The organism is Paenibacillus alba (assembly GCF_013204855.1).
Taxonomy (GTDB): Bacteria; Bacillota; Bacilli; order Paenibacillales; family NBRC-103111; genus Paenibacillus_E; species Paenibacillus_E alba.
Window position 1 is genome coordinate 18,117 of sequence record NZ_JABMKZ010000039.1, and the last position, 15,547, is coordinate 33,663.

Annotated in this window: 18 protein-coding genes; 13 read left to right on the forward strand and 5 right to left on the reverse strand. The window is 45.9% G+C overall.

The annotated features are described in order from the left end of the window. The first annotated feature begins 74 nt into the window (after positions 1–74). Positions 75–503, forward strand: a complete 429-nt coding sequence (locus HQN90_RS31160) for an NUDIX hydrolase (protein WP_173226390.1) — start codon at positions 75–77, stop codon at positions 501–503. 44 nt (positions 504–547) lie between these two features. Here HQN90_RS31160 and HQN90_RS31165 read toward each other — a convergent pair whose 3' ends face one another. The 3 genes from HQN90_RS31165 to HQN90_RS31175 are packed head-to-tail and all read right to left on the reverse strand — an operon-like array spanning position 548 to position 2,951. Further along, positions 548–1,273 carry an ABC transporter permease gene (locus tag HQN90_RS31165; RefSeq protein WP_173226392.1) on the reverse strand — a complete coding sequence of 242 codons (726 nt, stop codon included), beginning with the start codon at positions 1,271–1,273 and terminating at the stop codon, positions 548–550. Between the two features lie 11 nt (positions 1,274–1,284). Next, positions 1,285–2,034 carry an ABC transporter permease gene (locus tag HQN90_RS31170; protein ID WP_173226394.1) on the reverse strand — a complete coding sequence of 250 codons (750 nt, stop codon included), beginning with the start codon at positions 2,032–2,034 and terminating at the stop codon, positions 1,285–1,287. After that, a complete protein-coding gene (locus HQN90_RS31175) occupies positions 2,034–2,951 on the reverse strand; it encodes an ABC transporter ATP-binding protein (RefSeq protein ID WP_173226396.1) in 918 nt (305 codons plus the stop codon). Before HQN90_RS31175 ends, HQN90_RS31170 begins: the two co-directional genes overlap by 1 nt. Before the next feature lie 165 nt (positions 2,952–3,116). Here HQN90_RS31175 and HQN90_RS31180 point away from each other — a divergent pair, with 165 nt between their 5' ends. The 3 genes from HQN90_RS31180 to HQN90_RS31190 are packed head-to-tail and all read left to right on the forward strand — an operon-like array spanning position 3,117 to position 5,729. Then, positions 3,117–3,824, forward strand: coding sequence for a response regulator transcription factor (locus HQN90_RS31180; protein WP_173226398.1), 708 nt, complete (start codon positions 3,117–3,119; stop codon positions 3,822–3,824). 6 nt (positions 3,825–3,830) lie between these two features. Continuing rightward, positions 3,831–5,228, forward strand: a complete 1,398-nt coding sequence (locus HQN90_RS31185) for a sensor histidine kinase (RefSeq protein ID WP_173226399.1) — start codon at positions 3,831–3,833, stop codon at positions 5,226–5,228. Between the two features lie 24 nt (positions 5,229–5,252). Further along, the gene (locus tag HQN90_RS31190) at positions 5,253–5,729 is read left to right on the forward strand and encodes a GNAT family N-acetyltransferase (RefSeq protein ID WP_173226401.1); all 477 of its coding nucleotides are present in this window, start codon (positions 5,253–5,255) and stop codon (positions 5,727–5,729) included. On the opposite strand, the gene HQN90_RS31195 is transcribed toward HQN90_RS31190, so the two are convergent. After that, positions 5,718–7,070 (reverse strand): MATE family efflux transporter, encoded by a 1,353-nt coding sequence (locus tag HQN90_RS31195; protein WP_173226403.1) that lies wholly within the window; start codon positions 7,068–7,070, stop codon positions 5,718–5,720. The two genes, HQN90_RS31190 and HQN90_RS31195, sit on opposite strands and share 12 nt — an antisense overlap. 133 nt (positions 7,071–7,203) lie before the next feature. Here HQN90_RS31195 and HQN90_RS31200 point away from each other — a divergent pair, with 133 nt between their 5' ends. Continuing rightward, entirely contained in the window at positions 7,204–7,881 is a 678-nt protein-coding gene (locus tag HQN90_RS31200; protein ID WP_173226405.1) for a TetR/AcrR family transcriptional regulator, read from the forward strand. Between the two features lie 87 nt (positions 7,882–7,968). Here the strand turns inward: HQN90_RS31200 and HQN90_RS31205 are convergent, their stop codons facing one another. Beyond that, positions 7,969–9,321 (reverse strand): erythromycin esterase family protein, encoded by a 1,353-nt coding sequence (locus HQN90_RS31205; RefSeq protein ID WP_420851099.1) that lies wholly within the window; start codon positions 9,319–9,321, stop codon positions 7,969–7,971. 353 nt (positions 9,322–9,674) lie between these two features. Here HQN90_RS31205 and HQN90_RS31210 point away from each other — a divergent pair, with 353 nt between their 5' ends. From HQN90_RS31210 to HQN90_RS31240, 8 genes are all read left to right on the forward strand, one after another. Beyond that, entirely contained in the window at positions 9,675–10,280 is a 606-nt protein-coding gene (locus HQN90_RS31210) for a pentapeptide repeat-containing protein (RefSeq protein ID WP_173226407.1), read from the forward strand. Positions 10,281–10,502: 222 nt separating this feature from the next. Then, positions 10,503–10,754 carry a hypothetical protein gene (locus tag HQN90_RS39075; RefSeq protein WP_246362927.1) on the forward strand — a complete coding sequence of 84 codons (252 nt, stop codon included), beginning with the start codon at positions 10,503–10,505 and terminating at the stop codon, positions 10,752–10,754. 209 nt (positions 10,755–10,963) lie between these two features. Next, positions 10,964–11,764: a S1C family serine protease gene (locus HQN90_RS39760; protein WP_338042412.1), complete on the forward strand. Its 801-nt coding sequence runs from the start codon at positions 10,964–10,966 to the stop codon at positions 11,762–11,764. Between the two features lie 226 nt (positions 11,765–11,990). Continuing rightward, positions 11,991–12,377 carry an alpha/beta hydrolase-fold protein gene (locus HQN90_RS40050; RefSeq protein ID WP_216855519.1) on the forward strand — a complete coding sequence of 129 codons (387 nt, stop codon included), beginning with the start codon at positions 11,991–11,993 and terminating at the stop codon, positions 12,375–12,377. A gap of 299 nt (positions 12,378–12,676) precedes the next feature. Then, positions 12,677–13,141 carry a nickel-responsive transcriptional regulator NikR gene (gene nikR, locus HQN90_RS31225; RefSeq protein ID WP_173226410.1) on the forward strand — a complete coding sequence of 155 codons (465 nt, stop codon included), beginning with the start codon at positions 12,677–12,679 and terminating at the stop codon, positions 13,139–13,141. A 41-nt stretch (positions 13,142–13,182) separates the two neighbouring features. After that, entirely contained in the window at positions 13,183–13,587 is a 405-nt protein-coding gene (locus tag HQN90_RS31230) for a DUF2203 domain-containing protein (protein WP_173226412.1), read from the forward strand. Between the two features lie 12 nt (positions 13,588–13,599). Continuing rightward, positions 13,600–15,261: a copper resistance CopC/CopD family protein gene (locus HQN90_RS31235; RefSeq protein WP_173226415.1), complete on the forward strand. Its 1,662-nt coding sequence runs from the start codon at positions 13,600–13,602 to the stop codon at positions 15,259–15,261. A gap of 39 nt (positions 15,262–15,300) precedes the next feature. After that, positions 15,301–15,486, forward strand: coding sequence for a hypothetical protein (locus HQN90_RS31240; RefSeq protein WP_173226417.1), 186 nt, complete (start codon positions 15,301–15,303; stop codon positions 15,484–15,486). Positions 15,487–15,547: the final 61 nt, after the last annotated feature.

The following is a 15,547-nucleotide window of genomic DNA, read 5'->3' on the forward strand; positions in this document are numbered from 1 at the left end:
AAAAAGTATAAATATGGTAAAATATTCGGCATAAGCCTTAAAAAGGAGACTATCATGCAAAAGGGGGGATCACTTTGCCTAAGTTAATTGGCGCGGCAGCAGTTATTTTGGATTCTGAGGGAAGAGTATTGTTGGTGAAGCATAGCTATGCAAAAAATAATTGGGATCTGCCCGGAGGAAAAGCTGAAGAGAACGAGTCAGCGGAAGAAACTGCAAAAAGAGAAGTTCATGAAGAAGTAGGGTTAGAAGTCGGAATTGGGCAATTAACTGGTATATACTACGACCCGAACTATGACATGCATCATTTTGTTTTCATCGCAAGTAACACTAATAATCTAATACCTCAGCCAAGCTCGCCTGAAATTTTAGAATGCAGATTCTGCTCAAGAGATGAACTTCCTAAACCGATTAGTGATTTTACATGTAAGCGTATTGAGGATGCATTAAATCATGAAAGACAGCATCTTTTCCATACTGTGGGACCAAGAAAGTGGATTGAATAATAAGTTATTGAATTTACATCAATCAAGCTGGAAAACGATGCTCGTTAACTTACATCCGCTCTCCGCAATCTTCGTATAGCCCAACCGGAGAAAACGATTGTAAACAGAGCAGTCGTTGCCAAGAACAGGCTATTCTCAGCGACGCTCAGGCTTTCCTGGCTCAATACGCCCATGCCGATGGTCAGCAGGGAGTAGGGAAAAAACATTCCCAATTTGGATACGTAAAATCCTAATCCAACAAAGACTCCGCACAGAGTAATGCCGATCGGGGCAGAAAAGCTGCGGATACGCAAGGACAGCATAAGCTGCACGGCGCTGATGGCAACGGATGCAATCCAGCCGCGTACGACCCAACCGAATAGCTCCACGGGAGGGGAGAATGACAAGCCAAGCGTCAAGCCTGCGCATACATACAAAACGATAAAAAAAGTTTGCACCATAGCAATTAAACCGCTGACCACAACCAGCTTGGCGAGAAATACGCTTGCAATTGATTTGGGCGACGTCAGGACCGCATTCCAGTTGTTGTTCATATGTTCCAGTCTGCATACATAAGCGCAGCAGATGGCAATAAGCACAGGCAGAAAAAACTCGCCGTAAAACAGGCTGACTTGAGTCCACAGGCTGTACCACTCGTTTTGCAGGACAGTTTGGTTGAAATAATAGTTGGCACAGCCAATAAGTAGGCTGAGGATAGGGAGAGCCGAGAGCACAAACGCCAGACGGGATCTGCGCAGCTTCAGCCATTCTGCGGAAACGGTTCTTCTCATCTTAATGCCTCCTATATTTGCTGCCGGGTTACATGAATGCTTCCGGCAGCAAAAAAAATGATCGTCATCAGCCATATACCGGTTAGCAGTCCGGCACTGGCATACTGGAAACTGTATTCCACGGTTGGGCCGGTATATACGATACCTACGGGGCTAAGCTCGGAATAGTAAGACCAAGCGAACACACGGCGAATGGGCGCAGGAAATAAGCCCGCCGTCATGCCGACAAAACCGCCGATCATTCCAAGGCAAAGGGCGAATGCCTGATTTTTCACGGCAAGAGATACCCAGAGTTGCAAAGCGGTTACCGCCAAGTTGGTCAGCACAGCTCCACCGATGAAGTATACCATCAAGGGGAGGGGCAGCGAGCCGTCGAAGCCGTTGATGATCCCGAAGCCTGCGATGGCTACGGCTTGCACAAGCACGTAAGACAACAGCACGGTATTGGCGCAAATATACTTGGCGAGATACAGTTGGCTGCGCTTGACGGAGGTAGCGATCAGCAGCTTCCATGTATTCCCTTTATGCTCCATATCACTGATCCGTGAAACGGCAATGGCACACATGACCGGCAGAAAAAGTCCGTTAACAGAGGCAGCCATAACGATAATGGACGGCCAGGAGACGCTGCCGGAATTACGCGACATATAGATGCTCATAGACATAAAGATCCAAATTAGTTCGATGGTTAAAAATATTGTCATCATGAGCGCAATCCGTTTGCGGCGCAGCTTGTAGAATTCCAGGGCCAATACTTTCATTACAAACTCCTCTCTTTACCCGTCAACTCAAGGAATATATCTTCCAGGCTTTTTTGGTGCTCCTCGATACGCACGACCGGAATTCCGCTCTCCACAATGATTTGGTTGGCATGTGAAATCTGCTCATCATTCAGCTTTTCAAAATGCAGGCGTCCTTTTCTGTTCACTGGCATATAGCCGCGGGTGAGCAAAAGTTTCTCGGCTGCGCTATTATCCAGCGTTTTCATGGAGATAGACGACTGTCCCTTGGCCCGCAGCACTTCCATTTTCCCTTGAAACAACAACTCCCCGTCATTGATGATACCCACTGATGTAGCCATTTGATCGATCTCCGACAGGAGATGGCTTGACAGCAAGACGGTCATGCCATAGCGGCCAGGCAGCGATTTGATTAGCTCACGGATTTCGCCGATTCCGGCAGGGTCCAGTCCGTTCGTCGGTTCATCGAGAACAAGCAGCTTGGGAAAGGCCAGCAAGGCCATAGCAACGCCGAGGCGCTGCTTCATCCCGAGCGAGTATTGCTCTACTTTTTTATGCTTTTGATTTTCCAGACGGACGATTTGCAGAGCTTCCTTTATGTTGGCGTCAGGTACACCGCGCAGTCGCTGCATGACGCGCATATTTTCCAATCCGGTCAAATGCCCATAATAGGATGGAGATTCAATGAGAGATCCGATCTGGCTCAAAATAGATGAACGGTGGCTATGCAGCTCTCTTCCGAATATAGTGACCCGGCCATCCGTAGGCTTGGTCAAGCCCAGCAGCATTTTGAGTGAGGTGGATTTTCCAGCTCCGTTAGGACCGAGAAAACCATATATTTCCCCTTGCTTTACGTAAAGATTGACTTTATGTACCCGCCAAACGTTGTTGTAGCGCTTAGACAGGTTGTGGGTGGACACGATGGAATCCGTATGCATCCGAATCAACTCCATTCTTTGTATTCGCAGCGTAAGCTTGCTTAATCCACTGTAAGCCTCCTACCTTGCAAGAGTCTGAAGTCAATCTTACGGCAACCTTAAATTCGCCCTCACCTCTGACGGACGAGGGAATGGGTGATGTATAATGAGGTCAGGTGATGAGAGATGGAACATATCAAAGATAGAAAAATTTTGATTGTGGACGACGAGCCTGACATCAGGCGGATGATAGAAGGTTTTTTGCGCAAAGAGGGGTTTTACCGGATTTATGCCGCAGCTGACGGGGGATCTGCGCTTTCGGTTTGCCGGGCGGACAAGCCGGACATCGCGATAATGGACGTGATGCTGCCAGATATAGACGGCTTCGAGCTGATTACAGCGATAAGGCAATTTTCCAGCATGCCGGTTCTATTCTTGTCTGCGAGAGGAGAAGATGAAGACCGATTGCTGGGACTTGGCCTGGGGGCGGACGATTATGTGGTGAAGCCGTTTTTGCCTCGTGAACTGATGCTAAGACTAATGGCTGTATTAAAGCGGGTCTACGCCCCGGCCGTGCCGGAGAGTCTGCCTTGCTTTCAGCTTGGCGAATACAAGATCGATCTGGAGCTTGCCACCGTGTTTCACAATGAGGAGGAAATTGCTCTCACTCCGAAGGAGCGGGGATTGCTGCTCAAGCTTTATGAGAATCAGGGGCGAATTGTGACTAGCGATGCGTTATGCCAGGCTGTCTGGGGGGATGACGCCTATAGCTATGAAAATACGCTGATGGTGCACGTCCGCCGTATCAGGGCAAAAATCGAACAGGATCCTTCGAGGCCGAAGTATCTACTTACGGTAAGAGGCTTGGGGTATAAGCTGGTCGTAAAGGAGTAATGGGCAATGGATGGCGTTATCCGAATTTTACGGCGTTTTATCGGAAGCACCTTGTTTATGTTCGCAATGCTGCTCATCATCAATTTTGCCTTGCTCGGTACGCTGATCTTTAATGAAACGAAAGAAGAACGGTCTCCGGCCGCAGTGGCCCAGCAGGTGGCTGAAGCCGTTGACAGACAAGCGGGGAAAGCAGGCTATCAGTTGGGCGGCAATGAAGAAAGATTGCTGGAGCAACATAAGGCATGGGCTATGCTGATCAACGGCGGGGGATCAGTAACGTGGAGCTATCGGCTCCCCGATGAAATTCCTCTTTCTTATAGCTTGCAAGAGATCGCAAAGCTTTCGCGTCATTATTTATTGGACTATCCGGTATACAGTTGGGAACACGCAGACGACGGTCTGGTCGTTGTAGGTTATCCTCAATCCAGCTATGCCAAATATCAGTACAATTTCTCCATTAGCTGGATCCGTACTTTGCCGCTGCGGCTTGCGCTGCTGCTGCTCGGGAATATGGTTCTGGCTTTACTGCTGTCAATTTTCATCGGCACACGGATGATTCGATCCATCAGACCTCTGGTGAACGGAATCCACGCTCTTGCCAAAGAAGAGCCTGTGCATGTTGAACCAAAAGGGATTTTGAGCGACTTGGCCAAAAGCATCAACAGCACCTCCGACAAGCTTCAAAGCAAAAATACGGCTCTCAAGGCACGGGATGAAGCGCGCTCGAACTGGATAGCTGGAATTTCCCACGATATCCGCACGCCTCTGTCCATGGTGCTTGGTTATGCCAGTGAGCTGGAGGAGCACGAAGAGGTACCCGCGCAGCAGCGGCTGCATGCGGGCATTATTCGCAAGCAAGGAGAGCAGCTTCGCTCCCTGGTCAGCGATTTGAATCTGGTCTCCATGCTCGAGTACGAGATGCAGCCTCTGCACTTGAAGACGGTTCGGCTGTCGGCCGTCGCAAGACTGACGGTCTCCGAATTGATTAATAATGGGCTGGATGAGCGCTATCCGATTACCCTGCATATTTCGGACGAGAGCATCCAGGTGCAAGCGGATGAAAAGCTGCTGCTGCGGGGGATTGCCAATCTGGTGCATAACAGCATCCGCCATAACCCGCAAGGCTGTGAAATAAAGATTGAAACGAGTCAGCCGTTGGAACTGGAATCTTCCATATCCTTGTGCCGCCTTGTCGTAACGGATACGGGACGGGGGATTCGGAAGGAAGCACTATCCGACTTGCTGGAGCTTCCTTATGCTTCAGGGAGACAGCGTGCCGCGGCAAATGGGCACGGGCTCGGACTGCCCATGGTTGCTAGAATTGCGAAGGCTCATCATGGTCGGCTTTTGCTCAACAGCGAGTCGGGAAAAGGACTAGAGGCTGTGCTGGAGCTGCCTTGTTAATATAACGAATTGAGGTGTTCCAAAATGAGAGAAAAAAAGGTTAGGGAAATCAGGGTAACTGATTATCATGATATATATTTGTTAAATCAAGAATTCAACTCGAATCTAACATTATTTTCTGAAGAAAAAGTAAAAGAAAAGATTGAAATCATTATCAAGAAAACAAAAGATATCATCTTTGTGTATGAACACAATCGCGAGGTAATAGGGTATATACATGGAAGCCCGTATGAATTGCTTTTTTCTGACTCTTTAGTAAATATCCTTGGATTTGTTGTTAAAGAAAAATATAGAAACCAAGGTTTAGGGAGCATATTGATTGAATGTCTTGAGCAGTGGGGAAAGAACAATGGATTTTCTGGGATCAAATTGCTCTCTCACCCAAGTCGAGTACATGCTCACAGATTCTATGAACGACGTGGCTATTTGTTTACAAAGGACCAAAAGAATTTTATAAAAAAGTTCAATTCATACAGCATCAGGACTAAACTACTGGACTAAAGTATCCAAATCTGGCTGCAATTTGGTCCGCAGAACATATAGCATGATGGCACCAACAAGGAATGCGGCGGCATCCGAAATGACGAGCGACCAGACAACTCCGTGGAAGCCGTTCATTCGATTGGCGATGTACAACACAGGAATCAGAGTAATTCCTTGAATAATTGACATAATAAATGCAGCAGTTCCTTGCGCTGTTGCTTGGAAGATCCCCGTAAACAATGCGGTTATTCCTGTAATGAACAAGGATAAGAACGTAACATGTAGAATGTAGCTGCCCATTTCAATTAATTGCTGGTCATGCGTAAATAAACCAATTAAGTGATCGGAAATCAGAAAGACGATGATGCCGAACACGATTGCTAACGCCACAATCGCTTTGATCGTGAATCCAATGGTTTGTTTCATTCGTAATTTATTCGCTGTAAAAGAGAAGGCAATGAGCGGCACGACTCCCTCACATAAGCCCATAAGAATAACCTCAGGAAATTGCAATAAACGTGAAGAAATTCCGAATGCCGCTACGGCCTGCTCCCCATATTCGACCAAATAACGGTTAAAGATAAGCGACATTGCGCCCAGGAAAATACTCATAACAAAGACGGGAACTCCGATTTTGAATACATTGTTAAGGATGTCCTTGGTAGCCTTGAACCATTTTATGGAGATGGTTAAGAATGGGCTCTTATACCCTATATGGAAGGCGTAGAATGCACTCGCAACCATGTTAGAAATGACCGTAGCAGACGCAACGCCGATCACGCCCCAATGGAAGACGAAGATTGCTAGCGCATCGAGAATAATATTGACGATAACACTGAGAATCATACCAATCATCGACGTCATTGCTGCACCCTCCGAGCGCACAATATTCTCCAGCGTGAAAAATAATACGATGAATGGTGAACCAATAATCATTATCGTGACATATTCCTTCGTGAAGCCGAAGGAGTCAGGCGTCGCTCCCAAGCCATGAACGATTGAATCGATCAATGGGAGGCCGGCGGCCATCAGGATAAGACCGAGAACTAAACTGCTGTAAAAGGCGAATGAAGACACATGCTTTACATCATCATATTTTTTCTCTCCGAGCAAACGGGAGATGAATGTACTGCTGCCCATGCCAATCAAGTTGCCCAGCGCCATAATGGCCGCGAATAAAGGCAAGGTTAGTGCGAGTGCGGTTAACATGGCCGTACTGCCCAGTGTACCAAGGAAATAGGCATTCAAGATCGAATATATGACACTCATTGACATGCCCAACATCATTGGTACAGCGAAGTGAGCTACGGCTTTTGCGACTGGTGCTTTTTCAAAGTAATGGAGGTTTTCTGCATCCATATGGGTCACCACTTTCTTTGGATATAAATTCAACTTACAGTGTTAGATTGAACCTTACAGTGTTAGATGTTATCATAAAGCTATGAACCTGTAAAGAATAAACTTACACTGTTAGATAAAAGGGTGGATACCGATGAAAAAGCAGCAGCCTCAGATTTCGGAGGATAAGGTTTTGCAAACCTCGTGGGAGCTTCTTGGAGAGGAAGGCATCGAGAAATTCAGCATGAGAAGATTGGCCGACAAGCTGGGGATTCAGGCTCCCTCTCTGTACTGGTACTTCAAGAGCAAGCAGAATCTCTACCAGCGTCTAGCCAACCAGGTATCGAAAATAATCCTGGAGGAGTTCCGCTCAGAGGGGGATTGGAAGGAGCAGCTGACAGAGTTTGCAGTTACGGTAAGGAGCGTGCTCAGCCGGTACCCCTGCTCGACGCAGCTCATGATGCTAACGCTGCCCCTTGAACCAGACATGATCCGGTTTACCAACCGTATGCTGCTCTGCATGGAATCGACGCCACTTGAGCAAGAGAAGAAATTACAAGCGGTTCTTACGCTTGTGAACTATGTCTTCTACTTCGTTCTGGACAATTATCAGCATCAGCGCACATATGCTAGCCTTAAGGACCAGGAAGTGCTTATGGAGGGGGAGTTGATCCGTCTTCTGGACTCCATGAGCGAGACGGATGCGGGACTGTTCCGAAGGATGTTCAAGAACGGGCTGTTCGAGTTGGTAGGGACCGACGGGGCGTTTGAGTTCGGGTTGAAGCTGATTCTGTTGGGGATTGAGCAGGTGATTAAGGAGCGGGAGAAGTAGTATGTATGAAACCGCTCGTCCGGTTATCGGATGAGCGGTACAATCCCTTATCCTGATAACAAGTTAAGGGATTATCTTTATTATTTTCTATTGTTTAATATGCGAAGGGGTCGTTTTTTGAATATGAACCATAATGTCGAATTGCTCTTTAAGGGAAACATTATAATATTGCGGTTCATTAGGAATGATCTGCGCAATGCCATCCAAGAACGGCTGCTTTTCTTTTACCCATTGCTGCGCGGCTCCATTCAACTTGCGAAGATCTAACAAGAACTGATCGTATGGAACTTGTCCAAACATATAATTGGAGCTGTTCTCGTTTCTCTGAATGGTATCAGCTGCAATCTTATCCTCACTGAATGCTGTGAATTTGCCTTCTGTGGTGGTGGTGCCAATTGCTACATATTGATCGCCTACACGTTCTTTCAGAAACTCCCCGGCGACTTTAGGATACCACTTCTCCGTGATAACACCTTTGGCTATATGAATATTGTGCCCCCAAACCATCGTTTTCCCGCCAAATTGTTCTTCAGCCCAAACGGCATGCTCGGCTAGAAATTGATCATGCAGCTTCACCATGCTCGGGTAATCAGCTGGAATCATCATCTTCGTAAAATTTGCTATCACCTTAGTCGTTCCTTTCACCCACGCTAGCTCGAGTGAACCAGTCTCATGACTTGACTTCGTTTTGTCTTCAAGTAGTTTGACTACTTTTTGCGCGTTAGCCATATGCTTTTCTTTCACTTCAGTAGTCAGCTTCATATATTCCTGTAGATTACCTGCCACCAACGACAACTCTTTGTAGCTTTGCTCGACTTCCGGCAGCAAATCAGGATGATGCTTCTTTACATAATTGATCACTTTATCGAAGACAGTTTGATCCAGCATTTTTAAGTCGAGCCCGATGAATTGAATTTTCTTTTTATGTACAGGATCAGAGTTGTATTCCCGCATCCACTCTACCATAGCGACGATCTCATCAGTGGGGTACAACAGTTTCAAAAACTCCCTAGGGTTGCCTTTTCCCGTTTGGATATACTCGTTCAGCTTTAAACCGTTGCCCCAATCCTCTTCAATTCCAAAATTGGTAAAGCCCAACTCAGTGACCAAATACTTCACAAGGCGATGCTTCATCATAAAAATCTCCGAGCTTCCGTGAGTAGCTTCTCCTAACCCAACATATGTTGCATTCCCTATCATGTCTTTTAGCGGTTTTAAATCATTCAATGGTTGTTTCGGATCCAACGTCTTCAGCTGCTTCGCTTGCGATTCCAGTGATTTTGCAATACTATTTTGAGATATTTGAGTCGTCTCCACGGCTTGGGTTGTTCCTATTTGATCCAATTTTTCAGTTGGTCCCGTACTGCAACCTGCAGTTATAATTGCTGCACTTAGCATTACGGCAACTCCACCGTAAATCATTTTCATTCTTTTGTTCATGGTGCTCACCTCATGGATTTTTTTGAAGTACGATTCTTCCTGCACACAAGCAAATTGTGTCGCCTTCAGTAGTCCAATTGTCACGCACTCACTATCATTTAAGCTAGTTACAAATCATCACAATTTCATGTTACGACTTTATTGGCGACGCTTTCTAACGATCAGATCCGATCAACTTATCACAAGTATATGATGACATTTCGTCACTGGCGGCAGGCAGCCGCGTCTTCTAATATCCATGTTACGAAAAAATAAAACGCTTGACATTTAATGAGGATCAAACGGGTACTTGACAGCCGTTGTTATATTAAAAAAAGAATTGTGAGGGGCACTAAGCACATAGGAGGCATCTAATGTTTCAGCATAGCAAACAAACTTATGAAGGATTAGATTTTGGCACACAAGACTTAAGGTATGGCGAGCTAATAAGTTGTACATTTACTCGTTGCTTGTTTGCTAACGGATCACTTGATGAGATTACATCCAGCAACTGCCGTTTCATAGAGTGTGATTTTCGTGGAGCAGCTTTAAATGGTTCGTATCATAAAGAATCCGCGTTTGAGAATTGCAACTTTAACGGAGCTAATCTCTTTGTTTCCAAATTTGAAACATGTAAAATGACTGGTTCGGATTTCTCAAGCTCCAATATGGATGGGATCACCATTTATCAAGGCGATTGGTCGTATACCAATTTGAGAAATAGCAGATTAGTTAGACAGGATTTACGCGGGGTTAAATTTCATGAAGCAGACTTGTCAGGAGCCAATTTAGAAAAAGCGGATTTAAGAGACAGCGATCTGACGATGACGCTGCTGTCCAATGCGAAGCTGCAGGGCGCTGATGTAAGAGGGGCAAAAATGGAAGGCGTAAATTTTAAATCATTCACCATTGCAGGTATGAGAATGGATAGGGAGCAAGCTGTCTTGTTTTCGCTTTCGCATGGAGCGAAGATAGGTTAATAGTAATCGTCATATATTCAATAAGGCTGCTAGACTAAACCTCCTGTTTAACAATTTTCGTTAAATAAGAGGTTTTTTTGCGTCTAGTTGACGCTTTCAGCATACTTTCAGTTAACTTTCATATGCCTATCAGCCAAACTTAAGTAACCCTTCAGGTTAGCCGCCTATACTTTTATTTATCAACACCAATCAAATAAATGGTATACGAAAGGCGGTAATAGCATGAATGAAGATATGAACAAAAATGAAGATATGAACAAGATGGTTAACTTAAATGATATAAAAGTTGAAAATAAGCCGCGGAGCATTAAAATGAAATCTATGTTTGCAGCTTTTATGGCTGGCGCGCTAGTCGTTGGCGGGTTGATGTTTACGTCGGATAAAATGGATTTGTTCGGCTATGCTGCCCGCCTGCTCAATCTGCTGCTGCCGCAGCCAACTCGGCGGCAGCGAATGTCCAAACGGCATCGTTAACGCCAACAGGGACGAACAGTATCTCATCCATAGTCAAAGCGGCGAGTCCAGCTATTGTCAAAATTGAGACCAAAGTAAAGCAGACGAAAAGTGGACAGAATAGAAGAAACACGCTACAACAAGGTACTGAAAGCGGAGATACGATTGAAAATGGGATTGGATCAGGGTTCGTTTTTGACGCGAGCGGCTATATTTTAACGAATGAGCATGTGATTGATGGCGCAGACGAAATCGATGTTTACGTGCAAGGCTACGATACACCATTTACGGCAAAGCTTCTCGGAAGCAGCTACGATTTAGACTTGGCTGTGCTCAAAATTCAAGGGGATAAAGCGTTCCCTTCTCTGAAACTAGGCAGCTCCGACAATACGCAAGTAGGGGATTGGCTCGTTGCGATCGGCAACCCGTATGACTTCGATTACTCTGTAACTACGGGTGTTTTAAGCGCCAAAGAGCGCACGATCAGCATCGACGATGAGCAGGGTACTCGAAATTACAAACATCTGCTGCAAACAGACACAGCGATCAATCCAGGCAACTCGGGCGGTCCGCTTTTGAATTTGAACGGTGAAGTGATCGGCATCAATACAGCCGTAAACTCTGAAGCGCAAGGAATGGGTTTTGCAATTCCCGCAAGTACGATTAGTTCTGTTGTAGATAAACTGAAAAATAACGAAACGATTCCCAAAGAACCAGCACCATACATCGGTGTAGCTCTACAAAATATTACGAATGATATGCTGGAAGACTTGAAAATCAACAGCACGAAAGGTGCTATAGTTGCTCAAGTGCAGCAAGGCACGCCAGCTTTCGAAGCGGGCATTCGTCAGTACGACGTTATTATGGATGTGAATGGCACAGCCATTTCAAATACGGATGACGTTACAAAAGCGGTCCAGGCCGCGGCCGTTGGAGACAAGCTGAAAGTAACCATCTCTCGGGATGGTCAGACGAAGGATGTTACTGTTGAAGTTGGGAATAAAAACATAGCGACCAGCTATCAAGGTTAAACTGATTGCCTGCTACCCTGCCATTTTGGCTAGGTGGTGGGCAATCTTTTTTATGTTTCAGCGGCAAAGTAGCCTTGAGATGTGTGCGTGCCTCTGAACCCGCCCCAAAAGCCCAGCATTAAGCACGAATTAATTTGGGCATTGACTTGGGCAAGGGTTAAAAGTTATAGAACTGCCGATGATTCATGAAGGGCTGTATGGCGGAACATTTGAGGTGCCTAGGGATATGTCCTTTGAATTTCGTATTTCCAGGGGCAATAAGAGAGATATCTTCGTATATCTTCCTCCCAGTTATCGGTATGAACAGAACAAGAAATATCCGGTCCTGTATATGCATGATGGGCAAAATATTTCCCATGCTGCTTTTAACGGCTGCTCCTGGCATGTAAACGTAACTGTCGATAGATTGAATCAAAACCGTTCGTTGAAGAGATTATTGTTGTGGGCATTCCTAACATGGGAGCAGAGAGGGTCGATGAATTTATCCATGCGCTGGAAGGTGTCCTCTATTCATCCGATAAAGTTCAAATTAAGCCCAAAGGCTCTTTATTATGAAGCGTTTATTATTGAAGAGTTAAAACCATATGTGTGGATGCTGTGTTTCGAACCCTAACGGGTCCTGATCATACGGTATGATCCGGATAGCGCCACATATGCCAAGCAGCTTCAAATACCACTTCAGGCCGAATTTGTTTATCAAATCAGCAGAGAAGATGGCTCTTACGAGATTGATCACACAGGGAAACCTGTGCAGCACCAATATAAAGCTTTAGCGGATTCGAAAATAGAAATTCAGATTACCATATCCTATTGTTTGCTTTTGCGAATTCACAATGCTGTCGTTTTGCACCGGAGTGACTTTCTGCTAGAGTAAGGGTATGGGAAATTGGTAGGCAGAGAGGAGCAGGTCTGATGTCTGAGAAAGAAGTTCTTGTACGCTTCGGAATTTCCATGCCGCAATCGCTCATTGAGCAGTACGACAGGCTGATTGCCGAGCAAGGGTATGATAATCGTTCGGAGGCAATCCGGGATCTTACACGCAAAGCACTCCTCACTTCAAGCGGCATGCAGCCGGAAGAGACGGTTGCCGGAACGATTGTCATGGTGTATGACCATCATATCAGCGATTTGCCCATTACTTTGATGGATCTGCAGCATGAATATCATCATGCCATTATTTCAACGATGCACATTCATTTAAACCATCAGCAATGCTTGGAAATATTGGTTGTTCGCGGCAAAGTGCAGAGATTGAGAGAGCTGCAGCAGCGGATTCAAGTGCTCAAAGGCGTGGGTTATGCGGAGCTTTCCGTTACGCATGTAGACGAGCATGCTCCTGCGCATGGACATCATCATTCCCATCCGCAGGATTCGTAGTTAGCTGATTTTTTTGCTAAAATTAGGGGTGGAGGTGTGATATGTCTGTTAAAAAATGGTTTAGCCTGGAAGAGGCGAATGCCATGCTCCCTTTTGTCGACCAAGAGTTGAAGAAGATGCAGGCATTGAAACGACAGTTTGAAGACAAGTATGTGGAGCTTCGCGATTTGAAAAATGAACATGCCGAGAAACCCAGCCAGGAAAAAGACCCTTTTTTCGTTATGGAAGCTGCATTGGAATTTATCCAGATCGAAGCACGCGGACTCATTCATAATTTCCAGACAACGGGAATCGAGCTCAAGGATATAGAAACAGGACTTGTTGATTTTCCGGCGATGCTGGAAGGACATGAAGTCTTGCTGTGTTGGAAACAAGGAGAGGACAGAATTCGTTACTACCATAGCAAAGAAGATGGATTTGCTGGGCGTAAACCGATTTCGGAGTAGAGGATATGAATCATGTTGATATTTAAAAAATTTAAACGCCGCGCTTCCTTGCGCAGCTTGTTCGCACCGGCCATGCTGATGTGCATGCTGGCTTTGATGTTAGGCAGTGTTGTTCTTGTACCACAGAGCGCATCAGCGCATGCTTCATTAGTACAGGCTGTTCCGGAATCCGGCTCAAAGCTTGAGAACTCACCGCCGCAAGTCGCGGTTACGTTCAATGAATCATTGGACGCAGGGCTATTTTATATCAAAGTATTCAATCATGACGGCAACGAGGTCACCAGCAACAAGGCTCGTTTGAACAAGGAACAAACCGGCGTAGAGCTTGATTTGCCTAAGCTTTCCGAAGGTGTGTACTTAATTAGCTATCATGTGATATCCGCAGACGGCCATCCGGTTGGGGGAAGCTATCCGATTACGATCGGCAATCCGCCTCAAGAGGATTCGCTTGATCTGCCTTCCGCTCATGCCGGTCATGAGCATGGTTCAGGTCCTTTGACAACGAAAGTTTTGCTGCAATATGCGTCTCGCGGACTGTGGTATTTCATGATATTAGCCATGACAGGTTGGATGATATGGCTTCGGCTTCCGGGTGTAAGCGGTGTTGAAGCGCGTAAATCCTTGTCGGCCTGGACGCTTAATCTGCAAAGAGCCCATTTGGTAGCGTTATTGCTGCTTATTTTCACGCATGTGGAGGATTTGCTGGGCGGTGGCGGTATCAATGAATTGTGGCAGCTTTTCAGCGCGACGAATATTGGGATCTCTTGGGTTCTGTTGTTAGTGTTATCTTTCCTTGGCTTTGCCCTTGCCGGCAGATTCAAATGGTTCGATCTCCTATGGCCTTTAAGTTTGCTTGCTGTGAAAAGCTTCAGCGGTCACGCGGCTTCCTTTTCGCCTTTATGGGCGACAATTGGACTTGATTTCATTCATTTGGTTGGTGCTGCTCTTTGGGTGGGAGGCTTGATCCTTCTTTATGTGAAATGGCGTCAAAAGAGCCCAGAGCTCAGCGTCTATATGCAACAGTTTTCGAATATGGCTTTGATTTCAATTATTGTGCTAACCCTTTCTGGCTCCGCATCCGTCTTATTGTTTTTGCCTAACTTGCATTACTTACTGTACACCTCTTGGGGGATACTGCTGCTGGTAAAAACAGGCGCGGTCGTTCTTGTGATGATCTTAGGCTTGATTATTCGGTTCTACATGCGTCAGAAGAAGGCAGAACGTTCTTTCTTGTGGGTAAGACTTGATCTTACACTTATGATCGTTATTGTCATGCTGGTAGGTATTATCACCTATGTGGCGCCAATTCCTGAGAATGAGCCGCTGCAGTGGCATCAGATGGGCGAGAAGGTTCACGTTTCCGCAGATATTACGCCAAAAATACAAGGAACGAACTCCTTCGTAGCCAAGGTTTTCCTTCCCGAAAATAGCGGCAAACCCAAGCAGGTGCTAATGATCCTTCATTACACCGATGATGCCGAAATTGCTCCGATTAATGTGCCTTTAACGCTCTATGAGGATAAAACCGAGGAAGAATCCTACGGCTTTGCCAAATTCAGCTACAAAGCTGAAGGTGCCTATCTGCCATTTAGAGGAAATTGGGATCTGGAAATGCGCGTCATGGATCCCGAGGATAATGAAACGGTGTATCACAAAACATTTATCGTTTATTAATGGATGGACAATCCTAATGGTAGAAAGCGGGGGACGGTCATGGCGTGGGTTCATATGTTGGATCGAAATCAATTGTCCGTAAAGCTGGATGACAAGGATGAAGCGGCCATTATAGAGGTCAATGATGGCGGACTTGCGCCTAATTATGTCGCGATCAGGCTCAATGAGCATGAGATTGATGAGTTAATCGAAGCGCTGCAATGTATTAAACAGGCTATACAGTAGTAATGGGCCGCGGCCATCACAGAAACCATGTGATGGCCGCGGCTTTATTTTTGATGAACTC

Bases quoted from the DNA above. Each gene is read 5' to 3' on its own strand.
- HQN90_RS31165 (WP_173226392.1), bottom strand. From the start codon at position 1,273: ATGAGAAGAACCGTTTCCGCAGAATGGCTGAAGCTGCGCAGATCCCGT.
- HQN90_RS31170 (WP_173226394.1), bottom strand. From the start codon at position 2,034: ATGAAAGTATTGGCCCTGGAATTCTACAAGCTGCGCCGCAAACGGATT.
- HQN90_RS31175 (WP_173226396.1), bottom strand. From the start codon at position 2,951: ATGCATACGGATTCCATCGTGTCCACCCACAACCTGTCTAAGCGCTAC.
- HQN90_RS31180 (WP_173226398.1), top strand. From the start codon at position 3,117: ATGGAACATATCAAAGATAGAAAAATTTTGATTGTGGACGACGAGCCT.
- HQN90_RS31185 (WP_173226399.1), top strand. From the start codon at position 3,831: ATGGATGGCGTTATCCGAATTTTACGGCGTTTTATCGGAAGCACCTTG.
- HQN90_RS31190 (WP_173226401.1), top strand. From the start codon at position 5,253: ATGAGAGAAAAAAAGGTTAGGGAAATCAGGGTAACTGATTATCATGAT.
- HQN90_RS31195 (WP_173226403.1), bottom strand. From the start codon at position 7,070: ATGGATGCAGAAAACCTCCATTACTTTGAAAAAGCACCAGTCGCAAAA.
- HQN90_RS31200 (WP_173226405.1), top strand. From the start codon at position 7,204: ATGAAAAAGCAGCAGCCTCAGATTTCGGAGGATAAGGTTTTGCAAACC.
- HQN90_RS31205 (WP_420851099.1), bottom strand. From the start codon at position 9,321: ATGAACAAAAGAATGAAAATGATTTACGGTGGAGTTGCCGTAATGCTA.
- HQN90_RS31210 (WP_173226407.1), top strand. From the start codon at position 9,675: ATGTTTCAGCATAGCAAACAAACTTATGAAGGATTAGATTTTGGCACA.
- HQN90_RS39075 (WP_246362927.1), top strand. From the start codon at position 10,503: ATGAATGAAGATATGAACAAAAATGAAGATATGAACAAGATGGTTAAC.
- HQN90_RS40050 (WP_216855519.1), top strand. From the start codon at position 11,991: ATGTCCTTTGAATTTCGTATTTCCAGGGGCAATAAGAGAGATATCTTC.
- nikR (WP_173226410.1), top strand. From the start codon at position 12,677: ATGTCTGAGAAAGAAGTTCTTGTACGCTTCGGAATTTCCATGCCGCAA.
- HQN90_RS31230 (WP_173226412.1), top strand. From the start codon at position 13,183: ATGTCTGTTAAAAAATGGTTTAGCCTGGAAGAGGCGAATGCCATGCTC.
- HQN90_RS31235 (WP_173226415.1), top strand. From the start codon at position 13,600: ATGTTGATATTTAAAAAATTTAAACGCCGCGCTTCCTTGCGCAGCTTG.
- HQN90_RS31240 (WP_173226417.1), top strand. From the start codon at position 15,301: ATGGCGTGGGTTCATATGTTGGATCGAAATCAATTGTCCGTAAAGCTG.